The 22,668-nt window shown below is 48.7% G+C and carries 27 protein-coding genes; 8 read left to right on the top strand and 19 right to left on the bottom strand.

Annotated features, from left to right (window positions below; translation table 11 throughout):
• Positions 1 to 158: 158 nt before the first annotated feature.
• The 4 genes from cydC to BN1002_RS04760 are packed head-to-tail and all read right to left on the bottom strand — an operon-like array spanning position 159 to position 6,016.
• On the bottom strand, positions 159 to 1,886 hold the full coding sequence (gene cydC, locus BN1002_RS04775) for a thiol reductant ABC exporter subunit CydC (RefSeq protein ID WP_048823871.1): 1,728 nt from the start codon (positions 1,884 to 1,886) through the stop codon (positions 159 to 161).
• Complete coding sequence (gene cydD, locus BN1002_RS04770; protein WP_048823869.1) at positions 1,883 to 3,595, bottom strand: thiol reductant ABC exporter subunit CydD; 1,713 nt, start codon at positions 3,593 to 3,595, stop codon at positions 1,883 to 1,885. The genes cydC and cydD overlap by 4 nt, the downstream gene beginning before the upstream one ends.
• Positions 3,595 to 4,608 (bottom strand): cytochrome d ubiquinol oxidase subunit II, encoded by a 1,014-nt coding sequence (gene cydB, locus BN1002_RS04765; RefSeq protein WP_048823868.1) that lies wholly within the window; start codon positions 4,606 to 4,608, stop codon positions 3,595 to 3,597. The genes cydD and cydB overlap by 1 nt, the downstream gene beginning before the upstream one ends.
• Before the next feature lies 1 nt (position 4,609).
• Positions 4,610 to 6,016 (bottom strand): cytochrome ubiquinol oxidase subunit I, encoded by a 1,407-nt coding sequence (locus BN1002_RS04760; protein ID WP_048823867.1) that lies wholly within the window; start codon positions 6,014 to 6,016, stop codon positions 4,610 to 4,612.
• Positions 6,017 to 6,870: 854 nt separating this feature from the next.
• Here BN1002_RS04760 and BN1002_RS04755 point away from each other — a divergent pair.
• Positions 6,871 to 7,161 carry a GNAT family N-acetyltransferase gene (locus BN1002_RS04755; RefSeq protein WP_048823866.1) on the top strand — a complete coding sequence of 97 codons (291 nt, stop codon included), beginning with the start codon at positions 6,871 to 6,873 and terminating at the stop codon, positions 7,159 to 7,161.
• Positions 7,162 to 7,232: 71 nt separating this feature from the next.
• Here the strand turns inward: BN1002_RS04755 and BN1002_RS04750 are convergent, their stop codons facing one another.
• Positions 7,233 to 7,772 carry a phosphatidylglycerophosphatase A family protein gene (locus tag BN1002_RS04750; RefSeq protein WP_048823865.1) on the bottom strand — a complete coding sequence of 180 codons (540 nt, stop codon included), beginning with the start codon at positions 7,770 to 7,772 and terminating at the stop codon, positions 7,233 to 7,235.
• 139 nt (positions 7,773 to 7,911) lie between these two features.
• On the opposite strand from BN1002_RS04750, the gene BN1002_RS04745 reads away from it, so the two are divergent.
• From BN1002_RS04745 to BN1002_RS04735, 3 genes are all read left to right on the top strand, one after another.
• Positions 7,912 to 8,634: an alpha/beta hydrolase gene (locus BN1002_RS04745; protein WP_048823864.1), complete on the top strand. Its 723-nt coding sequence runs from the start codon at positions 7,912 to 7,914 to the stop codon at positions 8,632 to 8,634.
• Positions 8,635 to 8,780: 146 nt separating this feature from the next.
• Entirely contained in the window at positions 8,781 to 9,299 is a 519-nt protein-coding gene (locus tag BN1002_RS04740; protein WP_048823863.1) for a 2'-5' RNA ligase family protein, read from the top strand.
• 3 nt (positions 9,300 to 9,302) lie between these two features.
• Positions 9,303 to 9,728: a GNAT family N-acetyltransferase gene (locus tag BN1002_RS04735; protein ID WP_048823862.1), complete on the top strand. Its 426-nt coding sequence runs from the start codon at positions 9,303 to 9,305 to the stop codon at positions 9,726 to 9,728.
• Here BN1002_RS04735 and BN1002_RS23575 read toward each other — a convergent pair.
• Entirely contained in the window at positions 9,641 to 10,153 is a 513-nt protein-coding gene (locus BN1002_RS23575) for a hypothetical protein (RefSeq protein ID WP_148362732.1), read from the bottom strand. The two genes, BN1002_RS04735 and BN1002_RS23575, sit on opposite strands and share 88 nt — an antisense overlap.
• Before the next feature lie 111 nt (positions 10,154 to 10,264).
• Here BN1002_RS23575 and BN1002_RS04730 point away from each other — a divergent pair, with 111 nt between their 5' ends.
• Entirely contained in the window at positions 10,265 to 12,541 is a 2,277-nt protein-coding gene (locus BN1002_RS04730; protein WP_048823861.1) for a UvrD-helicase domain-containing protein, read from the top strand.
• A 74-nt stretch (positions 12,542 to 12,615) separates the two neighbouring features.
• Here the strand turns inward: BN1002_RS04730 and BN1002_RS04725 are convergent, their stop codons facing one another.
• A complete protein-coding gene (locus tag BN1002_RS04725) occupies positions 12,616 to 13,158 on the bottom strand; it encodes a GNAT family N-acetyltransferase (protein WP_048823860.1) in 543 nt (180 codons plus the stop codon).
• 80 nt (positions 13,159 to 13,238) lie between these two features.
• On the opposite strand from BN1002_RS04725, the gene BN1002_RS23570 reads away from it, so the two are divergent.
• Positions 13,239 to 13,376: a hypothetical protein gene (locus BN1002_RS23570; protein WP_156129694.1), complete on the top strand. Its 138-nt coding sequence runs from the start codon at positions 13,239 to 13,241 to the stop codon at positions 13,374 to 13,376.
• Between the two features lie 56 nt (positions 13,377 to 13,432).
• On the opposite strand, the gene BN1002_RS04720 is transcribed toward BN1002_RS23570, so the two are convergent.
• The 8 genes from BN1002_RS04720 to BN1002_RS04695 all read right to left on the bottom strand — a co-directional run bounded on the left by BN1002_RS04720 (position 13,433) and on the right by BN1002_RS04695 (position 17,162).
• The gene (locus BN1002_RS04720) at positions 13,433 to 13,687 is read right to left on the bottom strand and encodes a sporulation-specific transcription regulator SpoVIF (protein WP_048823859.1); all 255 of its coding nucleotides are present in this window, start codon (positions 13,685 to 13,687) and stop codon (positions 13,433 to 13,435) included.
• A 136-nt stretch (positions 13,688 to 13,823) separates the two neighbouring features.
• A complete protein-coding gene (locus BN1002_RS23160; RefSeq protein WP_082036133.1) occupies positions 13,824 to 13,955 on the bottom strand; it encodes a YjcZ family sporulation protein in 132 nt (43 codons plus the stop codon).
• Positions 13,956 to 14,083: 128 nt separating this feature from the next.
• Positions 14,084 to 14,440, bottom strand: a complete 357-nt coding sequence (spoVAE, locus tag BN1002_RS04715) for a stage V sporulation protein AE (protein WP_048823858.1) — start codon at positions 14,438 to 14,440, stop codon at positions 14,084 to 14,086.
• A 4-nt stretch (positions 14,441 to 14,444) separates the two neighbouring features.
• Positions 14,445 to 15,464 carry a stage V sporulation protein AD gene (gene spoVAD, locus BN1002_RS04710; protein ID WP_048823857.1) on the bottom strand — a complete coding sequence of 340 codons (1,020 nt, stop codon included), beginning with the start codon at positions 15,462 to 15,464 and terminating at the stop codon, positions 14,445 to 14,447.
• Positions 15,464 to 15,937 (bottom strand): stage V sporulation protein AC, encoded by a 474-nt coding sequence (gene spoVAC, locus BN1002_RS04705; protein WP_048823856.1) that lies wholly within the window; start codon positions 15,935 to 15,937, stop codon positions 15,464 to 15,466. Before spoVAC ends, spoVAD begins: the two co-directional genes overlap by 1 nt.
• Before the next feature lie 13 nt (positions 15,938 to 15,950).
• Entirely contained in the window at positions 15,951 to 16,421 is a 471-nt protein-coding gene (locus BN1002_RS04700) for a YhcN/YlaJ family sporulation lipoprotein (RefSeq protein ID WP_048823855.1), read from the bottom strand.
• A 202-nt stretch (positions 16,422 to 16,623) separates the two neighbouring features.
• Complete coding sequence (locus BN1002_RS24340; RefSeq protein ID WP_269429782.1) at positions 16,624 to 16,749, bottom strand: hypothetical protein; 126 nt, start codon at positions 16,747 to 16,749, stop codon at positions 16,624 to 16,626.
• Positions 16,750 to 16,817: 68 nt separating this feature from the next.
• Complete coding sequence (locus BN1002_RS04695; protein WP_048823854.1) at positions 16,818 to 17,162, bottom strand: DUF1360 domain-containing protein; 345 nt, start codon at positions 17,160 to 17,162, stop codon at positions 16,818 to 16,820.
• A 153-nt stretch (positions 17,163 to 17,315) separates the two neighbouring features.
• Here BN1002_RS04695 and BN1002_RS04690 point away from each other — a divergent pair, with 153 nt between their 5' ends.
• On the top strand, positions 17,316 to 17,834 hold the full coding sequence (locus BN1002_RS04690) for a CotY/CotZ family spore coat protein (protein ID WP_048823853.1): 519 nt from the start codon (positions 17,316 to 17,318) through the stop codon (positions 17,832 to 17,834).
• A gap of 158 nt (positions 17,835 to 17,992) precedes the next feature.
• Here BN1002_RS04690 and BN1002_RS04685 read toward each other — a convergent pair whose 3' ends face one another.
• Entirely contained in the window at positions 17,993 to 18,889 is an 897-nt protein-coding gene (locus BN1002_RS04685; protein WP_148362731.1) for a hypothetical protein, read from the bottom strand.
• 150 nt (positions 18,890 to 19,039) lie between these two features.
• The gene (gene fabI, locus BN1002_RS04680) at positions 19,040 to 19,810 is read right to left on the bottom strand and encodes an enoyl-ACP reductase FabI (protein ID WP_048823851.1); all 771 of its coding nucleotides are present in this window, start codon (positions 19,808 to 19,810) and stop codon (positions 19,040 to 19,042) included.
• A 200-nt stretch (positions 19,811 to 20,010) separates the two neighbouring features.
• Between fabI and prpE the strand changes: the two genes are divergently transcribed.
• Complete coding sequence (gene prpE / locus BN1002_RS04675; RefSeq protein WP_048823850.1) at positions 20,011 to 20,751, top strand: bis(5'-nucleosyl)-tetraphosphatase PrpE; 741 nt, start codon at positions 20,011 to 20,013, stop codon at positions 20,749 to 20,751.
• Positions 20,752 to 20,803: 52 nt separating this feature from the next.
• Here the strand turns inward: prpE and BN1002_RS04670 are convergent, their stop codons facing one another.
• Together BN1002_RS04670 and BN1002_RS04665 are read right to left on the bottom strand one after the other, a co-directional pair.
• On the bottom strand, positions 20,804 to 21,700 hold the full coding sequence (locus BN1002_RS04670; RefSeq protein WP_048823849.1) for an RluA family pseudouridine synthase: 897 nt from the start codon (positions 21,698 to 21,700) through the stop codon (positions 20,804 to 20,806).
• Positions 21,701 to 21,818: 118 nt separating this feature from the next.
• Positions 21,819 to 22,619 carry an NAD kinase gene (locus tag BN1002_RS04665; RefSeq protein ID WP_048823848.1) on the bottom strand — a complete coding sequence of 267 codons (801 nt, stop codon included), beginning with the start codon at positions 22,617 to 22,619 and terminating at the stop codon, positions 21,819 to 21,821.
• Between the last annotated feature and the right edge of the window lie 49 nt (positions 22,620 to 22,668).

The raw sequence follows: 22,668 nt of genomic DNA, 5'->3' as shown, positions 1-22,668 counted from the left end.
GATGATTTCATCCTATATCCATTATCCCCCAACTTTAAATATTTGTCTATATTTGGCAGATAAAACAAGTTGAACGAATTCCATCTGTTGGCGAAACTACATGAGGAGCGGAACAGTGCTAAATGCCTTTTATTCTATAGCGCAGAGATGCTTTCTCCTCAAACCGGCCGGTCCATTTCATACAGGCGGCGGTACCGTTCACTTTCACGCAGAAGTTCTTCATGGGTGCCATCCAAAGTAACCTCGCCGTCATCCATGAACAAAATCCGATCCATTCTTTCCATACCGGCGAGGTGATGGGTCACCCAAATCATGGTTTTACCCTCTAGCGCCTGAAAAATATCTGCGAGAAGCTTGTTTTCGGTGATTGGATCCAAACCGACGGTCGGTTCATCCATTATGACGACTGGCGTTTTTTGCAAAAGAATCCGCGCCAGCGAAATCCGCTGCCGTTCCCCGCCTGAAAAACGCCGCCCGGCCTCACTCATTCCTGTCCGGTAACCATCAGGAAGCCCTGTAAGCATGTCATGGAGCCCTACCTTGTTAGCCGCTTCAAACACTTCTTCATCGGAAGCGCCCTCATTTCCAAGCCTAATATTATTCATGACGGATGTGTTGAATAAATAAGCCTTCTGGTTCAGAACGGCAATCCAGTGAGGAATCTCCCCGACTATTTCACCTGTCCGCCTTCCGTTTAAAAGCACCTCGCCTTTCGTTGGCAAAAGCTGCCCATGAATCAGTTTCAGCAATGTCGATTTACCGGAGCCGCTTGGCCCTAGAATGGCGATCTTTTCCCCTTGTCTAACATTTAAACTAAAATTGGAGATGACACTCTCGCCATCTTCATAGGCAAAAGAAACTTCCTTCAGTTCAATCTCTGCCTGGGAAGCTTTATAAGCAGCTTCTTCTTCATCCTTACTCCACTTGTGAACGCTGCCGCTTTCCATCCCCTCAAGCCTTCGAACAGAATCGCTGTAGATTGTCACGTCCCCAGCCGCCGTCGACAGGGGCAGAAACGATTCAAGCAGCGACAGCATCGCAAGCGAGAAGGCCGCAATTAGTGTTGCGGGAATTTCTCCTTCCTCAGCTGCCCCGGAGGCCCAATAAACAGTCGCGACCACCGTAAAACCGAGGATCCCGTGCTGCAAAAGGTCACGCCAGTCGACGAAGGACTGCCGCTGTTTTTCAAGTTCCAGCAGGTCGGCCTGCCGCTGTTCATGCCGGCGAATGAATTCTTCCTCCCGGCCGCTGAAAAGCCAGTCGCCGAGTCCGAAAACAGCATCGGCTGAATCCGAATATAGGACGTTGCGCAGTCGCTTCATCTCGCCATTCTTTACCCGCATATATAGGAAGGAGACAATCGGGCCGGCAAAAACAAGCAGGCCGCACAAAATCGCCAGCACAATTGCGAATTGAATTGAAAATGCCCCGGCGAACAAAATAACCACCGTATATACAGCCAGGGAAACAATCGCCGGCAGCAATGTTTTTAAGTAGAAGTCCTGCAGATGTTCTATATCATCCGCCAATGCGCCAAGGATGTCTCCCGTCCGGAATTTCGATCTCAGGAAGACGGCCTGGGGTTCAACAATTTTATAAAGGCGCAGCCTCATCGCCGAAACGATTTTCAGGATAAATTGGTGGTTGGTGAGGCGTTCGGCATAGCCGATGGCCGCCCTGCCGATCCCGAAAGCGCGGACGCCGACAATCGGCACATACACCATCAGTATCGACTCGGGGCGGGTGGCTGATTTTGAAATAAGAAATCCCGAAGAAAACATTAGACTGCCGCCGAACAGGACGGTCAGTGCGCCAAGCAAAATTGCCAGTGCGAACAGCCAGCGGTGCCGGAGAATATATGGTTTGATCCATTTATCGGTTTTCATTCCCAGCCCTCCATTTGCGCCTGGCACAGCTTGTAATAAAATCCCTTTCTGGCCAGCAGTTCTTCATGCGTCCCGCTTTCGGCTAATTTCCCCTCGTCCAGCACAAGGATGAAATCCATGTCCCTCATCCAGTGAAGCCTGTGTGTCGCCAGGAAAACAAGCTTACCTTCAAATAAGTTCAGCATCGTTTGCTTCAGTTCATATTCGGTCTCGATATCAAGATGGGCAGTGGGCTCATCGAGCATCGTAACAGGGCGGCTCCCGAGGAAGGCGCGCGCCAGAGCAACACGCTGTTCCTGGCCGCCGCTCAGCATCCTGCCGCCTTCACCTATCAACGTATGAATTCCCTCAGGCAAGCGGGCGATGATATTAGACAATCCTGCCGAGTCTGCGGCTTCCCTCACCTCCGCTTCCGTTGCCTCAGGCTGGTAAAAGCGGATATTTTCGAGCAGTGAGCCGGAAAAAACGTACGGATGCTGAGGAATGTACGTCAGCTGCTTTTGCCAAAAGGGGTTGGCAAAAGAACTGAGTCGCTTTCCGTCAATGGAGATTCTGTCTGCCTCCGCCTGCAAGAAGCCGCTCAGCACATCGATCAACGTTGACTTACCAGCACCACTCGCACCGATAATGCCGATTTTCTTCGCACCCGTTACCGTAAAGCTGATTCCTCCGCCGTCCAGCGCTGCATATGGCAGTCTCAGGTTTTCAACGGTAAGTTTTGAATCTGCCTTCCAGTCTGGCAGTCCTTCATTCCCTAAAACCGCAGGCCCTTCCTTTTCCAAAATTGAGCGGATTTTCCCACCTGCTTCTTTTCCGTCAAGGGTGGCATGGAAATCCGCTCCGACCTCCCGGATCGGCAGGAAGTATTCCGGCGCAAGAATCAGGACGGTCAACGCCGTCTGCAATTCCATCGTCCCGTTAATCAACTCTAGCCCGAGAAAAACAGCGACGGTCGCGACGGAAAGCATCGTGAAAAACTCAAGGGCAAAGCTTGATAAAAAAGCGAATCTTAACGTGGACATCGTCGCTTTACGGTACTGTTCGCTGACCTTTCCGATTTTTCCGGCATGGCGCCGGCTGATTCCAAGGTTTTTCAGTGTTTCCAAGCCACGGAGCGAGTCGACGAAATGATTCGCGAGCACTTGATAGGAACTGTATTGCCGGCTTGCTTTTTCTTTCGCCGCCAGTCCTAGCAATATCATGAAAACGATCAGGATTGGCAAGGCGATGATCAGGATGGCCGCCGAGCGGACATTCTGGAAAAAGACAAATCCACAGACCGCCGCGGGAATCAAGATGGAGCTGGCCAGTTTTGGCAAAAAGAGCTCCAGGTAGCGCCGGTATTTCGGAATTCCCTCCATCAGTAATGTCACTGTCTGGCCGGAGCCTTCTGCGGCGGCAAACCTTGGGCCTAGGACGAACAGCTTTCGCAAAAGCTGCTCCCTTAAACGGGTGCTCGTTTCAGCTGCAAACCTAAAGGCAAGTTTCCGTTTCAGCATCGCGAGGAAATGGCGCAATACTAGTGCGCCTAGGAAAATCCCCAGTTTTCCTGCAGAGGAATGAAACAAATCTCCCCCAAATAGGGAGGAGATTGCATCAGCCAGAAAATAGCCCTGTATGATGATCATGGCTGCCTGGAGGACAGTCAGCCCCGCCAGTACAGCCATGACCGGCTTGAAACCTTTGGTGGAGAACAATGTTGGATCCATCAGTAGGTTAAATGCTCCTTCGCAGAAACTCTTTTTCTGAAAATATAGTAGCTCCAGGCTGTATAGCCAAGTACGAATGGCAAAATGGTCACCGTCACAATCGTCATGATTTTAAGGGAATAGGGACCACTCGCTGCGTTGTAAACGGTAAGGTCGAACGCCTTGTCAATCGAGCTGATCATCACCCGCGGGAATAGGCCGATAAAAATCGCCGTTACGGTTGAGGCAAGCCCAATCCCTGACATTGTGAATGCCAGGCCTTCCTTTTTTTTGCTAATAAAAATGTAGGATAGCCCATAGGCGAGCACAATGATGTTCATTAGGATGAGCTCAGGCACACGGCGCACGACAAAGATATCAGTCATTGTCCAGGACAGCACGACAAAAACGACAAGAGCGCCTAGGACGAACGGGATGACTTTCATCGCCATTTCCCTCGCCCTTTTCCTGATGCTTCCTTCCGTTTTCAGGGATAGGAAGTAAAGACCGTGCAGGAAGCAAAGCAATGTTACTGTCAGGCCGCCCCAAACGGAATAGATGTTAATGAAATCCGAGAAGCCCGCAGTCATATTCATGTCTTTCTGGATTGGCATTCCCTTCAGCATGCTTGTAAACAGGACTCCGAGCAGGAATGGCACCAGTAGGCTGCTCATGAAAATCGCCCAGTCCCAAGTGTTCGTCCACAAAGCGTTCGGGCCTTTGCGGCGGAATTCGAACGAAACGCCGCGCGCAATCAGGCAGAGAAGGACAACAAGAAGCGGCAGGTAATATCCGCTGAACATCGTCGCATACCAGTGAGGAAACGCCGCGAAAATCGCTCCGCCACCAGTCAATAGCCAGACTTCGTTCGCATCCCAGACAGGGCCGATTGTATTGACCATGACTGTACGCTCAAGCTGGTCACGGGCAAGGAACCTCGTTGCCATGCCGACCCCGAAATCAAAGCCCTCGAGAAAAAAGAAGCCGATAAAAACAACAGCAATGATAATAAACCATAATTCACTCAATTCCATATTAGGCACCTACCCCTTCAAATGGATCGGTTGTCACCTTAGAATCCGTACCGGACGCGAATTCAGGACCCTTTTTAATTTTGCGCACCATTAAATACACCATGGCGCCAGCGAGAATCGTGAAAATAAGCATGTACATGATGAGCGAGAAGAGAACCGCTCCCGCTGAAACGTTCGGCGACACTGAATCGGCCGTCGTCATCAATCCAAAGACGGTCCACGGCTGGCGGCCGACTTCTGTCATGATCCATCCCATTGTATTGGCGAGGAATGGGAACGAAATCGCCGGCAAAAGCAGTTTGAGGAAAAGCGCGCTTTTCTCGAGAGCTTGTTTCCTCCATAAATACAGGCCAGCAAGGGATAGGAGAATCATGCCGACGCCGAAACCGATCATCAGCCGGAAGCTCCAATACGTTGTTTTGACGGGCGGGATGTAATTCGTCCCTTCGCCAACAGTTGCGTCGTATTTGGCTGCATATTCCTTCTGGAGTGTTTCCATCCCCTTCAGGCCGCCCTCGAACTTCGAATAAGACAGGAAGCTGAGCGCATACGGAATATTGATTTCGAACTTATTTTCCTGATTTTTCGTGTCAATGATCGCAAAAGCGGACCACGGAGCAGGGTCAGGCGTATCCTTCCAGATTCCTTCCGCCGCCGCCATTTTCATTGGCTGCGTATCCACCAGGTATTGCGCCTGCATATGCCCGGTCAACGCGGTGCCAAGACTGCCGACCAGGCCGGCGATGATAGCGAATTTCATTGAAGTTTTATAGAAATGGATATGTTTTTTCTTTAGCAGGCCATACGCACTGATTCCCGCGACGAAAAATCCACCTGTGCACAGGGCGCCCGCGATGACATGGGGGAACTCCACCCAAAGCTGGCCGTTTGTGATCAGGGCTAGGAAGTCATTCATCTCAGCACGGCCGTTATTAATCGTAAAGCCGACCGGAACCTGCATGAACGCGTTGGCTGTCAAAATCCAGAATCCAGACAGGACCGTACCGACCGCCACGAGCCAAATGCTCGCGAGATGGATCTTTTTCGAGAAGCGGTTCCAGCCGAAAATCCAGATTCCAATGAACGTGGATTCCATGAAAAACGCAAGCAGCGCTTCAATTGCCAATGGAGCACCGAATACGTCGCCGACAAACCTCGAGTAATCTGACCAGTTCATGCCGAATTGGAATTCCTGGATAATACCAGTCACGACCCCGACCGCGAAATTGATCAGGAACAAATTGCCCCAGAACTTGGTCATTTTTTTATAAAGCTCGTTCTTTTTAATGACATAAAGTGTTTGCATGACTGCGACCATGAAAACGAGCCCGATCGAAAGTGGGACGAAGAAAAAGTGGTAAACGGTCGTTACCGCGAACTGCAGCCTTGCGAGAAATACTAAATCCATCATCAGCCCCCCATTACATTGGTTGTTGTTTGTACGGCACTTATTTGCTCATAACTTCACAATATATCATTCTATGTATTGAGCCCGAAAATACCGTCCGACCTTGGTTTGTAATTATTCTAAAATACTAACTTCACAACCTATATTAGCAGACTTTTTTGTGCTGGCATCTGGGATTTGTGTCATCTTTATGACTTATTTCCAATCCAATGTTTATTGCACAAAAAGCGTTGGTATTACTTGTTCTATAAGGTTTTTAAAACGATTATTTCATCACCTGAGTATGAGCATGATCACACATTAGGTGTGACAAATACCATTGACTTGTGTGGTAAATGTTTCTTTTTTCATAGGGGTAGGGAGTAATCAGGCGGTGAGTAAATACTATACCGATAGTGGAAACTTACAGAAATTCGGAATTGATTCTTGTAGGTTGTTCCGTATGTCCCCCGTTTAATTGTGTCTAAATTTTGACAGCTTCGGATATATTGAAAAATCTTGCGATATCCTGTAAAAAACTTGCGATAAAAGCAAAAAGCTTTTGATATAACCTCAAAATCTTTCGATATATTTCTGCCACCCCATTCTTTTTGCAAAATTCCTCCTTCGACAGGCGACCGCATAGTCTTATTCCCCCTTGTGAAGAGCCCGCAGAGATAAATCCACTCTTATTTAATCACCAACAAATGAAAATCGCTCAATTTGATACAAAAAGAGAAAAATCAGATCGCTAACATAACCATTTCTGGCCAGCACCCCCATGAAACCATTCCTAATAGCTAAAAAAGTTAAGTTCTTTTCTTTTCCGGGTAAAATAAGAGATGAATCTCTAATAAATTGCGGGAGTTGTTCATATGACCGAAATTAAACATGGCCAGAATGAGTTTTATATCGAAGAAAACGGGAAAGTGATCGGCCGAATCCAATATGTCCCGAGCGGCACGGGCAAGGATGGCAGGCAGCAGATTACCGTCACCCACACTCTAGTTGATGAAGACCAAAATGGCCGCGGATTTGGAAAAAAGCTTGTCTACAAAATCGCCGACTACGCCAAGGAAGAAAATCTGCAGATCATTCCCGCATGCTCTTTTGCCAAGAAAGTGCTTGAGCGGAAAGAAGAATACCGGGATTTGCTTGCAGAATAGCGCAAGTAAAAAAAAGGATAGGGCCGCTGATCCATTCAGCTTGCCCTATCCTTTAATTTAATTGCCAATAGTCACCCAACCACTTCCGCCCCGCTCAGTTCCAGTGCTTCCTCCAAATCACGTTTATGATGGGCGAGCCGGGATGAGGCGGTCGCCACAATTGCGGCGACAATGTCATCAAGGAACGTATGGACGCCGCCACCCAATTTCGTATCCAACTCCTTGATGATGCCGATTTTGTTTTTGTCGAGATGTCCGAAGGTAGTGACGGCGATACTGCCATATCCTAAAGCTGCGCCAAATGCGATTGTTTCGTCCACCCCGAAAAGTCCCTCGTCATTTTCAACGATTGATTGGAGCGGTTCGGACAATTTTTTCTGCTCGGCAAGTGTGTCGAGCTCGACGCCAACGAGGATGGCGTGCTGGATTTCCCTTTTCAACAGGACTTTCTCAACGCTGTCAATGCACTCGGCGATGGTGAGCCCTTCGTGGTATGGCAGCTGCATTTCATAAACGATGGCTGCGATAGCTTCTATAGAGACGCCGCGGTCACGAAGCGCGTTTTGCGCGGCGGCTGTTACGACTGTGCTGTGTACTCTGGTCAATTTCATTCTCCTTCCATGTTTCCCCACTTATATTAACACTACCATAATGCTCATAACCTATGTAAATATGAATACTTTCCGAACTGCTTTTCAGCTAGTGTTATGGTAAAATGCACTTGAAATCTAACTAGCCGGAGGACAAGTTATGGAATTCCCGCGTGGAACGGTCAATGAAGTCTTTTTTGAAAGCAAAGAGCTCGGCGAAACCATTCGACTGCTGATCCATCTGCCGGCGGCGTTTTCGCCGCTATATAAATACTCCCTCCTGATTGCCCAGGATGGAGACGATTATTTCAGACTCGGCCGGCTTGGCACGCTCGCCGACGAACTTTTGGCAAAAAAAGAAATCGAAAACCTCATCATTGTCGGCATTCCTTATAAGGATACCGAAGACCGGCGCAGCAAATATCATCCTGATGGCAATAAGCATTCCGCCTATATCCGCTTCCTAGCTCATGAATTGATTCCTTACCTTGACAGGGAATTCCCGACGTACCAGATGGGAGCGACCCGCGCGCTGGCCGGTGATTCATTGGCCGGGACGGTTTCCCTGCTGGCGGCGCTCGCCTATCCGCATACATTCGGGAAGGTGCTGATCCAGTCGCCATACGTCAACGAGACAGTGTTACAAGCCGCAGATGAATGCAGCGGGAACCCCCCAATCGACATTTATCATTCGATTGGCAAAAATGAACACACAGCGGAACTCGTTAACGGGAAAACCGCCGACTTCCTGACGCCTAACAGGGAGCTTTCGAAGGTTTTTTCCTCGAAATCATTCGGCTACACGTTCACCGAATTCGACGGAAACCACGCTTGGACATACTGGCAGCCTGACCTTAGGACCGCTTTGAAGACATTGTTTTAAGCCGTCATCCGGACTTTTTAGCTATTTTTGCAAAAGCGGCGGCCAAAATTATATTTATTTATTCAAATTTGTTATAATATTTTGAAGGACAAATACCATAAGCTGTATGCGAGTACAGTAGATATGGATTCTTGGAGGTAGGTCGTATGAGATTTGGTGTTGTACTTTTTCCATCTAAACAGCTTCAGGACTGGGTAAATTCGTACCGGAAACGCTATGATCCGCACTATTCGCTGATCGCTCCGCATCTAACGGTAGTGAACGCGTTCGAGGCGACAGAAGAAGAAGCAGAATCCATCGCGGGCCAGCTGCGGGAAGCGGTAAAAAAACATGATCCATTTACATTAAAAACATCCAAGATTAGCTCCTTTCATCCAGTCAATAACGTCATCTATTTAAAAGTTGATCCAAGTGACGAAATCATTGCGCTTCATAAAGACCTGAATGATCTGCTAGAGAGCCCGGGGATGCAATACAAATTCGTCCCTCACGTCACTGTCGGCCAAAAGCTTTCCGATGACGAGCATTTCGATGTGTATGGAACATTGAAAATGCAGGGCATTGACCATGAAGAAGAAATCGACCGTGTCCACCTTCTGTATCAGCTTGAGAACGGACAGTGGACAGTATATGAAACATTCCGCCTTGGAAAGGACGCAGACTGATTTATGGACGTCGTTTTAGTGAACAGCGAGAAGGAAAAGCAGGACGCTTTTTCCGTCAGAAGAACGGTATTTGTCGATGAGCAACAGGTGCCGGAAGAAGAAGAAATCGATCAATATGAGGACGATTGCGCACATTTTGTCCTATATAACGGGGCCGAACCGCAGGGAGCGGGCCGCTTCCGCGTCGTGGACGGTTATGGGAAAGTCGAGCGGATCTGCGTGTTAAAGGAAGCTCGCGGAACAGGCGCTGGAAAAGCAATCATGGGCAAAATCGAGGACCATGCGAAAGAACAGGGAATCGAAAAGCTGAAATTGAATGCCCAGGTCCAGGCAATCCCCTTCTATGACCGCCTCGGATACGAGGTCGTCTCAGAAGAATTCCTTGACGCTGGGATTCCGCACAGGACCATGGTGAAAACAATAAAGTAATCACAGACTCCCGTCGATGGTGGCGGGAGTTTTATTTTTGGTAACCTTCGATAATGTTGGCGGTTGGCTGCGGTTGGCCAGGTGCTAAGAATCTCTATTGGCGACCGGATCTCCTTTCCTGCGGTTGTACAGGTGCTAAGAACCTCTATTGGCGACCCAATCTCCTTTCCTGCGGTTGTACGGGCGCCAAGAACCTCTATTGGCGACCGGTTCTCCTTTCCTGCAGTTGCCCGGGCGACAAGAACCTCTATTGGCGACCGGATCTCCTTTCCCGCGGTTGCCCGGGCGACAAGAACCTCTATTGGCGACCGAAGTTCCTTTCCTGCGGTTGTACGGGCGCCAAGAACCCCTATTGACGACCCAATTTCTGTAACTTCTATTGCCCAGGCGCCAACCAAATCCCCTAAAACAAAATTCTCCATCACACAAATAATCTCCCTGCCCCCCCAAAAATCAGGCCATTCGAAACTTCCGGGAGCACCCATTGTCTGTTATGATAGAGTTTGTGTTAATTTACGAGATTTGGGGAAGTTGCGATGAAATCTGCTATCTATCAAAGCGGTACTGTCCAACTGGATACATTGGGCAGGGACCGCTATCAGAAAATATATATGGCCGGCAGGAACGGCGAATTGTCCTGCCCCTCTTGCCTAGAACCAGTCCGCCTTTATCTGGGGATTGAAAAAGAGCCGCATTTCTACCATTTATATCATCCTGAAAAAGTTTGCGCCGTGGCCACCGAGCCGATAAAGGAAACGCGTGAAATCGAAGGCTTCCGTGTACCGAGCGCGAAACCGGTTGGGGAAGGCTTCCAAGGAGCGCAGCCGCTCGCAGTAGGCACGGCGACTGCGACAGCTTCTCTCCCAGCTTCAGAAAATCCCCACGACTATGTAAAACTGCTCGAAGCGGAAGGCTTTCAGCTGGACGGGAACCAGGCGGCAGCGGTAACGGAAACCGAAGGGCCCATCCTCGTCCTTGCAGGGGCTGGCAGTGGCAAAACGCGCGTCCTCACTGCAAGAACCGCTTATATGCTTGACGTCCGCGGCATCAAGCCGGCTGAAATCATGCTTGTTACTTTTACAACGAAGGCTGCGCAGGAAATGAAATCGCGCCTGCTCCGCTATCCGAATATGAAAAGCGAGCTTCTGTCAAAATTGGTCTCCGGGACGTTCCACAGCATTTTTTACCGGATTTTGATGCATGCCGATGGGTCGAAGTGGAATAACGGCCGGCTTTTGAAAAAGGAATGGCAGCGCGAGAAAATCGTCAAGGACGCGGGACGGGAACTTGGCTTGTCGGAAAAAGATTTTCCATATGACCTCGCTCTCCAGCAGATCGGCTATTGGAAAAATTCCCTACTCTCCCCCTCTGAAGCCACGGCTGATTCTGAGTGGGAAGAGACGGCTCTTCTGTTATATGAGCGGTACGAATTGTACAAGCAGCACCAGGGGCTGTTCGATTTTGACGATATGCTCACTAGCTGTTACGAGCTTTTTAAAACCCGACCTGACATCCTCACCATGTACCAGGACCGTTTCCGTTATTTCCTGATAGATGAATTCCAAGACATTAACAAAGTGCAATACGAATTGATAAAACTGCTGTCAGCGAAAACGAAAAATGTGTGCGTTGTCGGCGATGATGACCAGACGATTTACTCGTTCAGGGGCAGCTCCCCTGAGTTCCTGCTCAACTTCGAACAGGATTTTCCTGGTGCGAGGCTCGTTTTGCTCAGCCAGAATTACCGCTCCTCCAATGAAATTGTCGCGGCCGCGAACCGGATTATTTCTTTCAATAAAAAGCGGCGCCGCAAGGAGATGGCTGCCTGCACAAGCGAAGGGCTGCCGCCGGTCGCCTTCTTCCCTTATGACGAGGAGGAAGAAGCGACGATGATTGTCACCGACATTCAGGAAAAGATCGCCCGAGGCGCGGATCCTTCTGACTTTGCGATTTTATACCGGACACATGCTGGCTCGCGCGCGGTTTTTGAACGGCTCGCTTCGTCCAACCTGCCGTTCAGGATCGAGCAGGACGCCGAGTCCTTTTATGAGCGGAGGACAGTCAAGACCGTGCTCGGTTTCCTTAAGTTAGCAATCAACATGGATGATATCGACGCCGTCGCAGCGATTCTACCGGCGCTGTTTTTGAAACAGGAAGTCCTATCCGACATTAAGGCTTCCACCATCCTTGATGACTGCAGCGCACTTGAGGCTCTCGGCAAAATAAACACCCCTCATGCTTTCCAGGTGAAAAAGCTTAAAGCAGCTGTCGACGCCATTAAGTCGATGCGCGGAATGGCCCCATTTTCGGCAATCGAAAAAATCGAGAAAGAACTTGGCTTCCTTGATTATCTAAAAAAGCGGGGCAGCGAGGGCAATAAGCTCGAAAAAGGTTCGGATGATATAAAAGATTTAAAGGTTGCGGCTAAGAACTTTAACACAATCGAGGCACTCCTTGACCACGCCTCCCATATGGCGGCGATGAATCATGAAATCAAGAACCTGAGCAAGCATTTCACCAGTTCGGTCACCCTCAGCACGATCCATCGCGCGAAAGGGCTTGAATATAAAACTGTTTATATCCTTGGTGCGGTCGATGGCAGCCTGCCACATGACTATGCGCTTGAAAGCTTGCGAAACGGCGACACCGCCCCACTTGAAGAGGAAAGACGGCTCTTTTACGTTGCGATTACCAGAGCAATGGAGCGTTTATATATATCCGTTCCATCAATGCGCCGGAATCGCGCGGCCAATCCGACCAGATTCCTGACGCCCGTGAGGAAAGACTTGAAGCGCGGAATTTTGCAAAAATAAATCTGAAAAAGGGCACAGCCGGAAACTCCCAGCTTGCCCTTTTATTATGGCGAACAATAACTTAAAAAAGTCCGTCAAGCCATTAGATCCTTGACCTTGATTTTCCAAATGAAATGGTCGAAGCCTTCGCCCCAGTAATCTTTCAGCACATACTCAGGCGGACCGAACTTCTTTTTCCAGATCGCCTGGGCGCGAATATACCCGCTATCGAGACAGATATCCTCCAAGCCATTTCTCACCAGCACATCGCCTATTTTTTGCAAAAGCAGACTGCCTACCCCCTGCCTCTGCCAGGCAGGGTGGACAAAAACCGTTCCTACTTCCATCAGACCACTTAATGCTCCCTTTGTGCACTCGGCTATCAGAGCGCTTGCAGGGCCGAATTCAATCGACCCGATTATCTTGCCACCCGCAATAGCAACAAGAAAATAACGGTTCAGTCCCCCGTTTTCAAGGTCGCTTTGCAAGTAGCTCATCTTCATGCCGATTTCCTCTTCTAGGTCGTCCACTTTATCGCCAATACCTTCCTTTTCAAACGTATCGGTGATCACCGTCCTGAAAAATCTATTCAGCTCTTCCACATCTTTCACTAAAGGCCTTCTAATATCAACCTTCATCCCATCCTGCCTCCCCTGCACGAGATGCCTTATTGAATGATTTTAACAGTTTTGCCCATACTAAGGGAGAGGTGAATGGTATGGAAAAAACGTTTAACGCAGCAAATCTGTCCGAAGATTTAGTAAAAGAAATTAAAGTTTTCGAGGAAGCCCTCAGCAGCCAGGCGGACAAAGACCTAGTCGTCATTGCTTATGAGCGGGACAAAAAAACTGAATAGGTACCCTTTCGGCAAAAATAACAAGTCCGGCCAATTCATAAGAGGCCGGACTTCTGTTATTTTTTGTTCAGCATATTCGAAATCGTATTGAAATCAAGCGACTTGCCGTCCTTAATAATCGACTCGACAATTTTATCCTCTAACTCCTTGTTCACCGGTTTTCTTGCAATTTGGGAGACACGCTGGATGACTCCGCGAACTGTCCGTTCATCTTTAAAGTTGGCGTTTTGCAGGGATGCCGCAAGTTCGAATACGTCCTTCATGTTTACACCGGTCTTCTTTTCAAGATTTTTAAAAAACCCATTATCCATTTAATGTCACGCTCCTTCATAGGCTACTTTATTGTATGAAGGAGGGGCCATTTTGTGAAAAGAATGTGGAGAACCTCATTATCCCCCTAAAAACTTAAAAACCTGGCTTGTGGGAGCCAGGCTTTATTCCTCTATCTTAATAGAAGCTTGCGCCAACAATAATCAAGAGGATGAATAATACGACGATCAGAACAAATGTAGAACCATAACCGCCGCCATAACCGCCGTAGCCGTAGCCGCAACCGCCATAACCGTAACCGAAGCACATATCTAGTCACCTCACTTTTCTACTTACACTACTACAATATGTGAGGTGCGAATAAAGTGTATAGGCCTCATCCCATCGGACAAAACTTCCGCATTTATCCCGATGTGATAGGTTAAATGGACTTTGTCCTATCCCTTTGGTTTAAAGATGAGCGCCCCGATAAACCCGAAGATAATCGCGGCTGAGATGCCGGAGCTGGTGACCTCGAACATGCCGGTCAACACCCCTACCAGGCCATGCTGGTCGGCTTCCTGAAGCGCCCCATGGACAAGTGAATTCCCGAAACTAGTAATCGGGACGGTTGCCCCGGCGCCCGCAAAATCCATGAACGGTTCATAGAGTCCAAACCCATCCAAGACTGCTCCGATGACGACAAGGAGGCTGAGCATGTGGCCTGGAGTCAATTTTGCCAGATCCATAAGGAGCTGTCCGGCTACACATATCAATCCCCCTATCACAAACGCCCAAAAAAACATTGCCAGCATACTATCACCTCCCGTCCATTTCAATTGAAACCGCGTGCGCGATACAGGGGATACTTTCTCCCTGTTGAAACGTCAGAGGCGACAATAGTGCCCCGGTTGCGACAACGAGAATCCGCTGATATGTCCCTTTTTTCAGTTCATTCAGCAAATGCCCATACGCGACGATGGCCGAGCAGCCCGCCCCGCTCGCGCCGGCCTGGACCGGCTGATCATCTTTATAAAGCATGATGCCGCAGTCCCGGAACTTGTTCTGGTCAATTTGCAGCCCTTTATTTTTAAGCAGCTCAAAAGCCGTACTGTTGCCGATTTTTGCCAAGTCTCCCGTCACAATCAAATCATAGTAGGATGGGTCGCGCCCGGTATCGGAAAAATGAGCCGAAATCGTATCAGCCGCCGCCGGAGCCATTGCCCCGCCCATATTGAAGGGGTCTGTAAGCCCCATGTCAATCACCTTTCCAATAGTGGCCGAAGTGACAACAGGCAACTTCCCTTGCCCTTGATTTTTTTGCAAAAGGGCCATCCCGGCTCCTGTCGCTGTCCACTGGGCCGTCGGCGGCTTCTGGCCGCCATACTCTGTCGGATACCTGAACTGTTTTTCAACAGCCGCATTGTGGCTCGAAGCCCCTGTGAGCACAAATTCCGCTCCCCCATAATTTAAAATGAAAGCTGACAGCGCCAGCCCTTCCATCGAGGTTGAGCAGGCCCCAAACAGCCCGAAATAGGGAATTTGCGCCGTCCTTGCCGCAAAGCTTGTCGGGGTGATTTGGTTGATCAAGTCCCCGGCAAAAAAGAATTGGACTTCTTTCCCGCTGACGCCGCCCTTTTTCAATGCCGTATCAATAGCCTTGTCAATCAATAGGCGGTGAGCCTTTTCGTAACTGTCCTCCCCCATCCATAAATCATCATGAAGGATGTCAAAATCAGCGGATAGATTGCCCGCACCTTCAAATGGCCCTCCCGTTACACCCGTCGAGCGAATTTCAGGCCGGTTATTGAATATCCATGTCTGGCTGCCCGTCAGCATCAAATGACCCCCCACATGACCAGCAATGTTTTAATCAAGGCAACGACAAACGCTGAAAAAACGCCGAAAAGGATCACCGAGCCGGCCAGCTTGAACATATTTCCGCCAACGCCGAGCACAAACCCTTCTGTCCTATGTTCAATCGCCGCGGAAATGACCGCGTTGCCAAAGCCAGTAACCGGCACAGCGCTGCCTGCTCCGGCATATTGCCCGAGATGATCGTAAATCCCGAATCCCGTCAGGAGCATTGAAAAAAAGACGAGCGTCGCCACGGTCGGATTACCGGCCGTTTGCTCCGTAAAATTGAAAAAGTGAATATAAAAATAACTGAGGGCCTGTCCGATTAGGCAGATTGTCCCGCCAACCCAAAAAGCCTTCAGGCAATTCTTTAAAACTGGCCGCTTTACTTCGTGCTTTTTCTGGAGTTGTTCATACTTCTCCTGCTCGGCCGTTTTTTGTTTTGTCCCGCCCATGTTCGGTTCCTCCTTAAGTTTTCTCCTGCTGCAATTTAATTATCTGCTGGAGCCGCTTTTCTGCTTCCTTGCCGGTATAGCTCCCGTTTTCAACGCCATCACGAAGCCTTGTTGCCTCAAGAAAAATCTTATAGTCGCTCGAAACGGTGAAATTGGCGTCCGGATACTTTTTTTCAAGCTTTTCGGTGACCTTTTTCTCAATGGCTTTCATCCGGAAACGCTGCAAATGCCTTACCTTATAGGCCACTAGAATATCTTTCTCACCCTTAATGACCGCGACATCGTAAATTTCCTTGTAGGAAGCGACATCTTTTTTCACATCCTGTTCGGACACCTTTGATTTCGAGTGAACTGTATGTACAGGATCGGGATCGGCTGTTTTCATGAGCGCAAGCCTGCTGCTGTCTGCCTCATCCCTTTTTCCGCAGGCTGTTCCCGCCAATGAGACAAAGAGTATAACGGAGAGAATCACATTTTTTTTCATAGTCCATCCCTTCCCGCATGTTTCCATTTGTCTTATATTTTTTACATGGGGTTTGATTTTATGCCCACATGGATGAATTTGTTGAAGAAGCTGTAGATCCCATTCTTATTCTGCCTGTCCTTTCAGCTGAAATTAAGTATTTCCATAAGGAGGTCGAAGGCATTTTTGGCAAAAGAAAAAGCTGTCCCTATCGAGGCAGCTTTCACTCTTCTTTCTTACGCTTCCGATAGCCTCCGCAGCCGCAGCCCTTCCTTTTCTTCACAGGCTCAGGCTTTACAGCAGCTTCAGCAAGCGGCTTCCTTGCGCGACGTTTCTTGTTCACAGCCATCTTTTCCTGCTCCTTTGCTTAAAGTTCCTTACTCTTTACTATATGAGAATAAGGAAAGCATGTTCATTTCAACTGCCCAGCAGACGGCTAATAATTGTTTCAATGATGCCGCCTATCGCGGCCACCGCAAGGATTACAATGATGGCGATTCCCATTTTAGGCAAAAACACATACAGGCCAAGCAGGCCGGCACTTGCCCAGACGCCCGTACACCAGTAACAGCTGAGCAGCCCGCCAATCCATTTCCTGATTCCCGACGGCTTCGGAATCATATAAATCTCCCCATCTTCCTCCACTTCATCAAGAAAGGGCGATCGGATGAACTCGGTGATTTTGTCAAAAACAATCAATCTTGTCAGCCTGAAAGAGGCAAGCCCGAGGACAATTAAAAGACCCACAGTAATGTTTTCCATCTGCTCCACTCCATTCAATTTGCCGATTTCGTAAAAGCAGGCTCGTATACATGATGAAAATAACTAAAATTGGGCGCTTTGCCCATCCCACGCTGCCCTTCTTTACATAGTCTGATAATGCAAATAATTATTTAGCTAAAAGGAGGATAATTCATGAGCTGTGGTTCAGAATTCTTCACTAGCAACTGTGTTTGTGATACGTTGCTCGCAATCGTGGAGGCCCAAGATAAAATTAGTCCCGCAACAGATGAGTGCACATTCGGATGCAGCAGGGCAATCCAGGAACTGGTAGGCGGAGTCAACACTACCGGTGCGGATAGCATTCCAGTCATCCTGATTTGCAAAGGCACCTGTTCCCCGTTCCAGGCAACTGGCGTAAGGAGGAGTACATCCACCACTGCCCCATTTGATGTGGTCTGCGGCTGTGTCTTCAGAGTCATCGATGTTGATCCTGAAACCTGCTGCGCTACTCTTGAAATCCTGGGTATTGTACCTGAAGGCCAAACAACTCCAGTGTTTGACCTCTGTGAAGGCAAAAAGAAAAATAACGGCTTCGGCTGTGTAAAAAACCTGGAAAACGCAAAGGCGCTAGCAAGGTCAGGCGTATGCATTACAGTCGACCTCAATTGCTTCTGCGGCGTTTCCTGCATCTTCCCGCAAAATCTGGTTTAACAGAGCGGCAGACTGTTTCAATTTGAAACAGTCTTTTTTTTGCGAAAGATTTCTTGGTGGACAGTCCAGTGTTCAGGTTGCCTCTACCATCTTATGCGTTTCCCCGTTTTATCTGACCAAAAAAAGGAGCGGCCTATTAGCAGGCTGCTCCTTTTTGTTTAAAATTGAATTTGGATGTCACTAATGTCTTCAATTTTAATGATTTTCAACTTGTTTTCAGTTTTAATCCTGATTCTTTCTCCCCGTTTGCTCTCTACTTGGAAAGTCATTGGCTTGCCGTCCACAATCGCCTTTACAGAAGGGCGCTCGAGGAAATGTGGGTAGCGTGCGAGGCGGGTGACGGTCCGCCAGATTTTCCTTGCCGCCTCATCCGAGACAGCCGGTTCGCTATTGGCAGAGTCCGCTTTATTTTTGCCAGAGGAATTTGCAGCGGCTCCCCCGACCATATTTGCTGTTTCATTTATGATCGGAGCCATTTGCTCTGTCATAACGGCGTGATCGCCGTCTTCTTCAACCGCCGTGGCCAACGTATCCACATGCTTAATATTTTTTTCCTTCATCTTTTGCAGGAAGTATTGGACAAGTGCCGTCTGGGCTTTCTTCTTTTCTATCGGAGTTTCAGCTTCGGCTGTTTTTTCAGAAACGAGTTCATTGATTTCCTTCACCTCGATAGGAGTTTCCAAAGGTTGGACTGGTGCTGTTTCGCTAAGTCCTACTCCATCCATTGGGGTACCTGCGTTCACCTTTACTTCAACGAACCCTTCCTTTGCTTGAGCGATTTCATTTACAGCTGTTTGTGGTACATGCTCTAACTCCACTGCCACAATCTCTTCTTCCACAGCCTGTTCGACTAGTGACGGAGCCTCCGTTTCCAACGCTGCCTGAACTGCTTCCTCAGTCCCGCCGTGCAGGTTTACATCGTGAGAATCTCCTTTACCCTTTTGATCTGTCCTCTTTCTCCAAATAAAATGGTCCTGCATCTGCAGGGATCCACTTGGAAAGTCGGGCTGGACAATATAGAGCATTGGTTTCGGGGCAATTTTTTGTTTATCCATCCTCATCCCTCACTTCTTTTTTAGGCATTTCTCTACTTACTATTAGTATGCAGGGATGGAATGAGTGGTTAACCCCCGGACAAAAGCCGCTTTTTTGCAAAAGGGCATAAAAAACCCGCCTTGTTAATGAAGGCGGGTTGGAAGGATCGTTTATAGAATGTGGAACCCTGAATCGACATGGATGTTTTCGCCTGTGATACCACGGGACATGTCGCTGAACAGGAATACCGCTGTGTCGCCGACTTCTTCAGTCGTTGTTGCGCGGCGAAGCGGAGCTTTTTCCTCGATAACCTTAAGGATATTGTTAAAATCGCTGACGCCTTTCGCGGATAGTGTACGGATCGGACCAGCGGAAATAGAGTTGACACGAATATTATCCTTGCCAAGGTCTGCAGCCAGATAGCGGACGCTTGCATCCAATGATGCCTTTGCAACGCCCATGACATTGTAATTCGGAATCGCGCGCTCGCCGCCTAAATACGTCATGGTTACGATGCTGCCTCCCTCTGCCAGCATGTCACGCGCTTCCTTCGCAACTGCTGTCAGTGAATAGGAAGAGATATTATGTGCAAGCAGGAAGCCTTCTCGAGTGGTATTCATGTACTCACCGTTAAGTTCCTCTTTATTGGCAAAAGCAATGCAGTGGGCGATGCCGTTTATTTTGCCAACTTCTTCACGGATTTTATCAAAGCATATCTTGATTTCCGCATCGGAAGAAATGTCGCAAGGAAGGACCATTGTCCCTTCTGCTTCAAGTGAATCAGCCAATTCGCGGACTGAATCGCCGAGACGCTCCCCAGCGTACGTAAAAATCAGGCGTGCGCCGGCATTATGAAGAGACCTTGCAATCCCCCAAGCAATGCTCCGCTTATTTGCAACACCCATGACTACATATGTTTTTCCTTTTAATGATAAACTCATAATAGAGATCCCCCTGTTATTACATGTTATTAGTAGTTGGTACTAATTGTACACTAACTTTTTATAAATGAAAAGTATTGAGGATGACATTTGTCATATCCACTATATCGATAGGGAAAATTGTTAAAGATTTTGCATGCAGTGCTCTTGCTTTATTTTGCCAAAATTCTGTAATGATTATACGTACTGGAGGTTTAAACATGGAACTTGATATCATCGGGGATATTCACGGCTGCTACAGCGAACTGGAACAACTGTTGGACAAGCTTGGTTACCAGTGGGTGGACGGGCTGCCGATTCATCCAGCAGGCAGGAGGCTGGCCTTTCTCGGAGATTTAACAGACAGGGGGCCTGAATCATTAAAAACGGTGAATCTCGTTTGGACCCTTGTCGTTGAAAGGAAGATGGCCTTTTATTCTCCCGGAAACCATTGCAATAAGCTGTATAGATATTTCCTCGGCAATAAAGTGCAAATTTCGCACGGCCTTGAAACGACGGTGGCTGAATATGAAGCACTGGATCATGATGGACAGCGAGAGGTTAAAGAGCGTTTCATTGAGCTTTATGAACAGGCCCCACTCTATCAGGTTCTTGACGAAGGAAAGCTCGTCATCGCCCATGCCGGGATCCGCCATGATTATATCGGCAAAAATTCCGCTAAAGTCAAAACGTTTGTCCTCTATGGGGATATCACCGGAGGGACGAATCCAGACGGGACACCAATCCGTCGCGATTGGGCCCTCAAGCATCCCGGCAAGCCTATCATCGTATATGGTCATACTCCAGTCAGCGAACCGAGGGTGGTCCATAATACGTACAATATCGATACTGGGGCTGTCTTCGGCGGAAAGCTAACGGCATTGCGGTATCCGGAAATGGAATTTGTCTCTGTGCCATCCTCGATGCCTTATGTCGAGGAAAAGTTCAGGAGTTTTTCTTGATCGTTTCGCAAAAACCGCCTGCCAAGGGCAGACGGCTTTTTCAATACCCTATTCACTTTTTCAAAAGCGCTGCCATGTCTTCCGGCAGCTGCGCCTCAAACGAAAGTGTCCGGCCTAAATAAGGGTGCTCAAAACTGATTTTCATGCAGTGAAGCGCCTGGCGGCCAATCAATGCTGTATCCCCGCCATATAAATCATCGCCGAGGAGCGGATGGCCGATGAAAGCCATATGGACGCGAATCTGGTGGGTCCTCCCTGTCTCCAGCCTGAGGCGGACATGGGTAAACTGCTCATACCGCCCAGCGACCGCAAAATGGGTACAGGCGTACTGGCCATCCGCCCGTACTTCCCGTTCAATAATACTATCCGATTTCCGGCCGATCGGTTCCTTGATGGTTCCTGCTAAAGAAGAAAGCTCTCCTTCCGCAAAAGCTTCGTATTCCCGCTTCACACTGCCCGCTTTTTGCTGTTTACTAAGCAAGTGGTGGATGTGGCGGTGCTTGGCGACAAGAACCAGGCCGGACGTATCACGGTCAAGCCTTGTAACGATATGGGAAGTTGCCTGTAGTCCGATTTTCTCGTAATAGCCAATCAGTCCATTGGCAAAGCTGCCAGTTGGATGTTCGCGCGAAGGAATCGTATTCATCCCTGCCGGCTTGTTGATGACAAGCAGGTAGTCATCTTCGTAAACAATGTCGAGGTGGAAATCCTCCCCCCGGACACCGGAAGATGGCTCTTCCAGTGGAAAAAAGACTTCCAACAAATCCTCTTCCGCAAGTGTGTGGCGGACGGTTACATCACAGTCATTTACCCGGATGTTTCCACCCTTGAATTTTATATCAGTCAAGGAGGCAGAGCTGATTTCTTTTTCTTTCAAAAACTCCCTGACCATTTTGCCGGAATCAGTCCGGCCAATTTTCCATTGCAATGTAAAACGGCTCGAAGCCATACTGATACCTCTATTTCCCAGACGGTTAGGCGCGCGGACAGGTTAAAATATCCGCAACCCATATCCCGGCCATTTTTGCAAAAACAAACACATGCCCTGCCCGGCGAATTTCAAAAAATTAATCCGAATCAGAGATAAAGGAGTCATGGACCCGCTTCCAGAATGGGAACGGCCTGAACCTGGCAAAGCGGACCTTTTCTTCCGGAACGCGGAACTGGATGGATTTCACTTCTTTGTGAAGCATCGTTAAATGGTCGATCGTCACCTCAAAATCAGTCCGGTTGACGGGCTTCAGCATACATGTATGGTGCGCCGGCAAAATGAGCGGCGAGCCGATTGTCCTGAAAACACGATTATTGATGGATGCCATTTCCGCGAGTTGGAGCGCTTCGATCGACGGATGGATGATCGCGCCCCCGAGCGCCTTGTTATAGGCGGTGCTGCCTGATGGAGTCGAAACACATAGGCCGTCACCACGGAAGCGCTCAAAGTGCTGGCCGCGAATGTCCACATCCATGACAAGTGTCCCTTCCAGCCCTTTGACGGTTGACTCGTTCAAAGCGAGATAACGGGACTCTTTTCCGCCGTGCTGGTAGCGGATGATTACTTCGAGAAGGGGATATTCTATAACCTGATATGGCGTTTTTGCAATCGCAATGACCAGCTTCTCGATTTCCTCCGGAACCCAGTCGGCATAAAACCCGAGATGCCCTGTATGGACGCCGACAAAAGCAGTTCGATCCAGCCTGCTGCTATAGCGGTGAAAGGCATAAAGCAGGGTGCCGTCACCACCGATTGAAATGACGATATCCGGCTGATCCTCATCATAAATGAGATCGAAATCAAGAAGATACGTCCTCATTTTATGCATCAGCGTATTCGATTTTTGGTCGCCCTTTGTCGTAATCGCAAATTTCATCTTCCGCTCTCCTTGTTTTTCAAATCAACATGCATGTGTGAAATTAAAA

The organism is Bacillus sp. B-jedd (assembly GCF_000821085.1).
GTDB lineage: Bacteria > Bacillota > Bacilli > Bacillales > Cytobacillaceae > Bacillus_D.
Note: the sequence above shows the minus strand (reverse complement) of the source record. Positions and strands in the feature narration are given on the sequence as shown.

Bases quoted from the DNA above. Each gene is read 5' to 3' on its own strand.
- BN1002_RS04725 (WP_048823860.1), bottom strand. From the start codon at position 13,158: ATGAAGGTTGATATTAGAAGGCCTTTAGTGAAAGATGTGGAAGAGCTG.
- cydB (WP_048823868.1), bottom strand. From the start codon at position 4,608: ATGGAATTGAGTGAATTATGGTTTATTATCATTGCTGTTGTTTTTATC.
- cydC (WP_048823871.1), bottom strand. From the start codon at position 1,886: ATGAAAACCGATAAATGGATCAAACCATATATTCTCCGGCACCGCTGG.
- BN1002_RS04665 (WP_048823848.1), bottom strand. From the start codon at position 22,619: ATGAAATTTGCGATTACGACAAAGGGCGACCAAAAATCGAATACGCTG.
- spoVAD (WP_048823857.1), bottom strand. From the start codon at position 15,464: ATGCTGACGGGCAGCCAGACATGGATATTCAATAACCGGCCTGAAATT.
- BN1002_RS04690 (WP_048823853.1), top strand. From the start codon at position 17,316: ATGAGCTGTGGTTCAGAATTCTTCACTAGCAACTGTGTTTGTGATACG.
- BN1002_RS04730 (WP_048823861.1), top strand. From the start codon at position 10,265: ATGAAATCTGCTATCTATCAAAGCGGTACTGTCCAACTGGATACATTG.
- BN1002_RS04760 (WP_048823867.1), bottom strand. From the start codon at position 6,016: ATGGATTTAGTATTTCTCGCAAGGCTGCAGTTCGCGGTAACGACCGTT.
- prpE (WP_048823850.1), top strand. From the start codon at position 20,011: ATGGAACTTGATATCATCGGGGATATTCACGGCTGCTACAGCGAACTG.
- BN1002_RS04740 (WP_048823863.1), top strand. From the start codon at position 8,781: ATGAGATTTGGTGTTGTACTTTTTCCATCTAAACAGCTTCAGGACTGG.
- spoVAE (WP_048823858.1), bottom strand. From the start codon at position 14,440: ATGCTGGCAATGTTTTTTTGGGCGTTTGTGATAGGGGGATTGATATGT.
- BN1002_RS04745 (WP_048823864.1), top strand. From the start codon at position 7,912: ATGGAATTCCCGCGTGGAACGGTCAATGAAGTCTTTTTTGAAAGCAAA.
- BN1002_RS04700 (WP_048823855.1), bottom strand. From the start codon at position 16,421: ATGAAAAAAAATGTGATTCTCTCCGTTATACTCTTTGTCTCATTGGCG.
- spoVAC (WP_048823856.1), bottom strand. From the start codon at position 15,937: ATGGGCGGGACAAAACAAAAAACGGCCGAGCAGGAGAAGTATGAACAA.
- BN1002_RS04750 (WP_048823865.1), bottom strand. From the start codon at position 7,772: ATGAAATTGACCAGAGTACACAGCACAGTCGTAACAGCCGCCGCGCAA.
- BN1002_RS04670 (WP_048823849.1), bottom strand. From the start codon at position 21,700: ATGGCTTCGAGCCGTTTTACATTGCAATGGAAAATTGGCCGGACTGAT.
- BN1002_RS23160 (WP_082036133.1), bottom strand. From the start codon at position 13,955: ATGTGCTTCGGTTACGGTTATGGCGGTTGCGGCTACGGCTACGGCGGT.
- BN1002_RS23570 (WP_156129694.1), top strand. From the start codon at position 13,239: ATGGAAAAAACGTTTAACGCAGCAAATCTGTCCGAAGATTTAGTAAAA.
- cydD (WP_048823869.1), bottom strand. From the start codon at position 3,595: ATGGATCCAACATTGTTCTCCACCAAAGGTTTCAAGCCGGTCATGGCT.
- BN1002_RS04695 (WP_048823854.1), bottom strand. From the start codon at position 17,162: ATGGAAAACATTACTGTGGGTCTTTTAATTGTCCTCGGGCTTGCCTCT.
- BN1002_RS24340 (WP_269429782.1), bottom strand. From the start codon at position 16,749: ATGGCTGTGAACAAGAAACGTCGCGCAAGGAAGCCGCTTGCTGAAGCT.
- BN1002_RS04685 (WP_148362731.1), bottom strand. From the start codon at position 18,889: ATGGATAAACAAAAAATTGCCCCGAAACCAATGCTCTATATTGTCCAG.
- BN1002_RS04755 (WP_048823866.1), top strand. From the start codon at position 6,871: ATGACCGAAATTAAACATGGCCAGAATGAGTTTTATATCGAAGAAAAC.
- fabI (WP_048823851.1), bottom strand. From the start codon at position 19,810: ATGAGTTTATCATTAAAAGGAAAAACATATGTAGTCATGGGTGTTGCA.
- BN1002_RS04735 (WP_048823862.1), top strand. From the start codon at position 9,303: ATGGACGTCGTTTTAGTGAACAGCGAGAAGGAAAAGCAGGACGCTTTT.
- BN1002_RS04720 (WP_048823859.1), bottom strand. From the start codon at position 13,687: ATGGATAATGGGTTTTTTAAAAATCTTGAAAAGAAGACCGGTGTAAAC.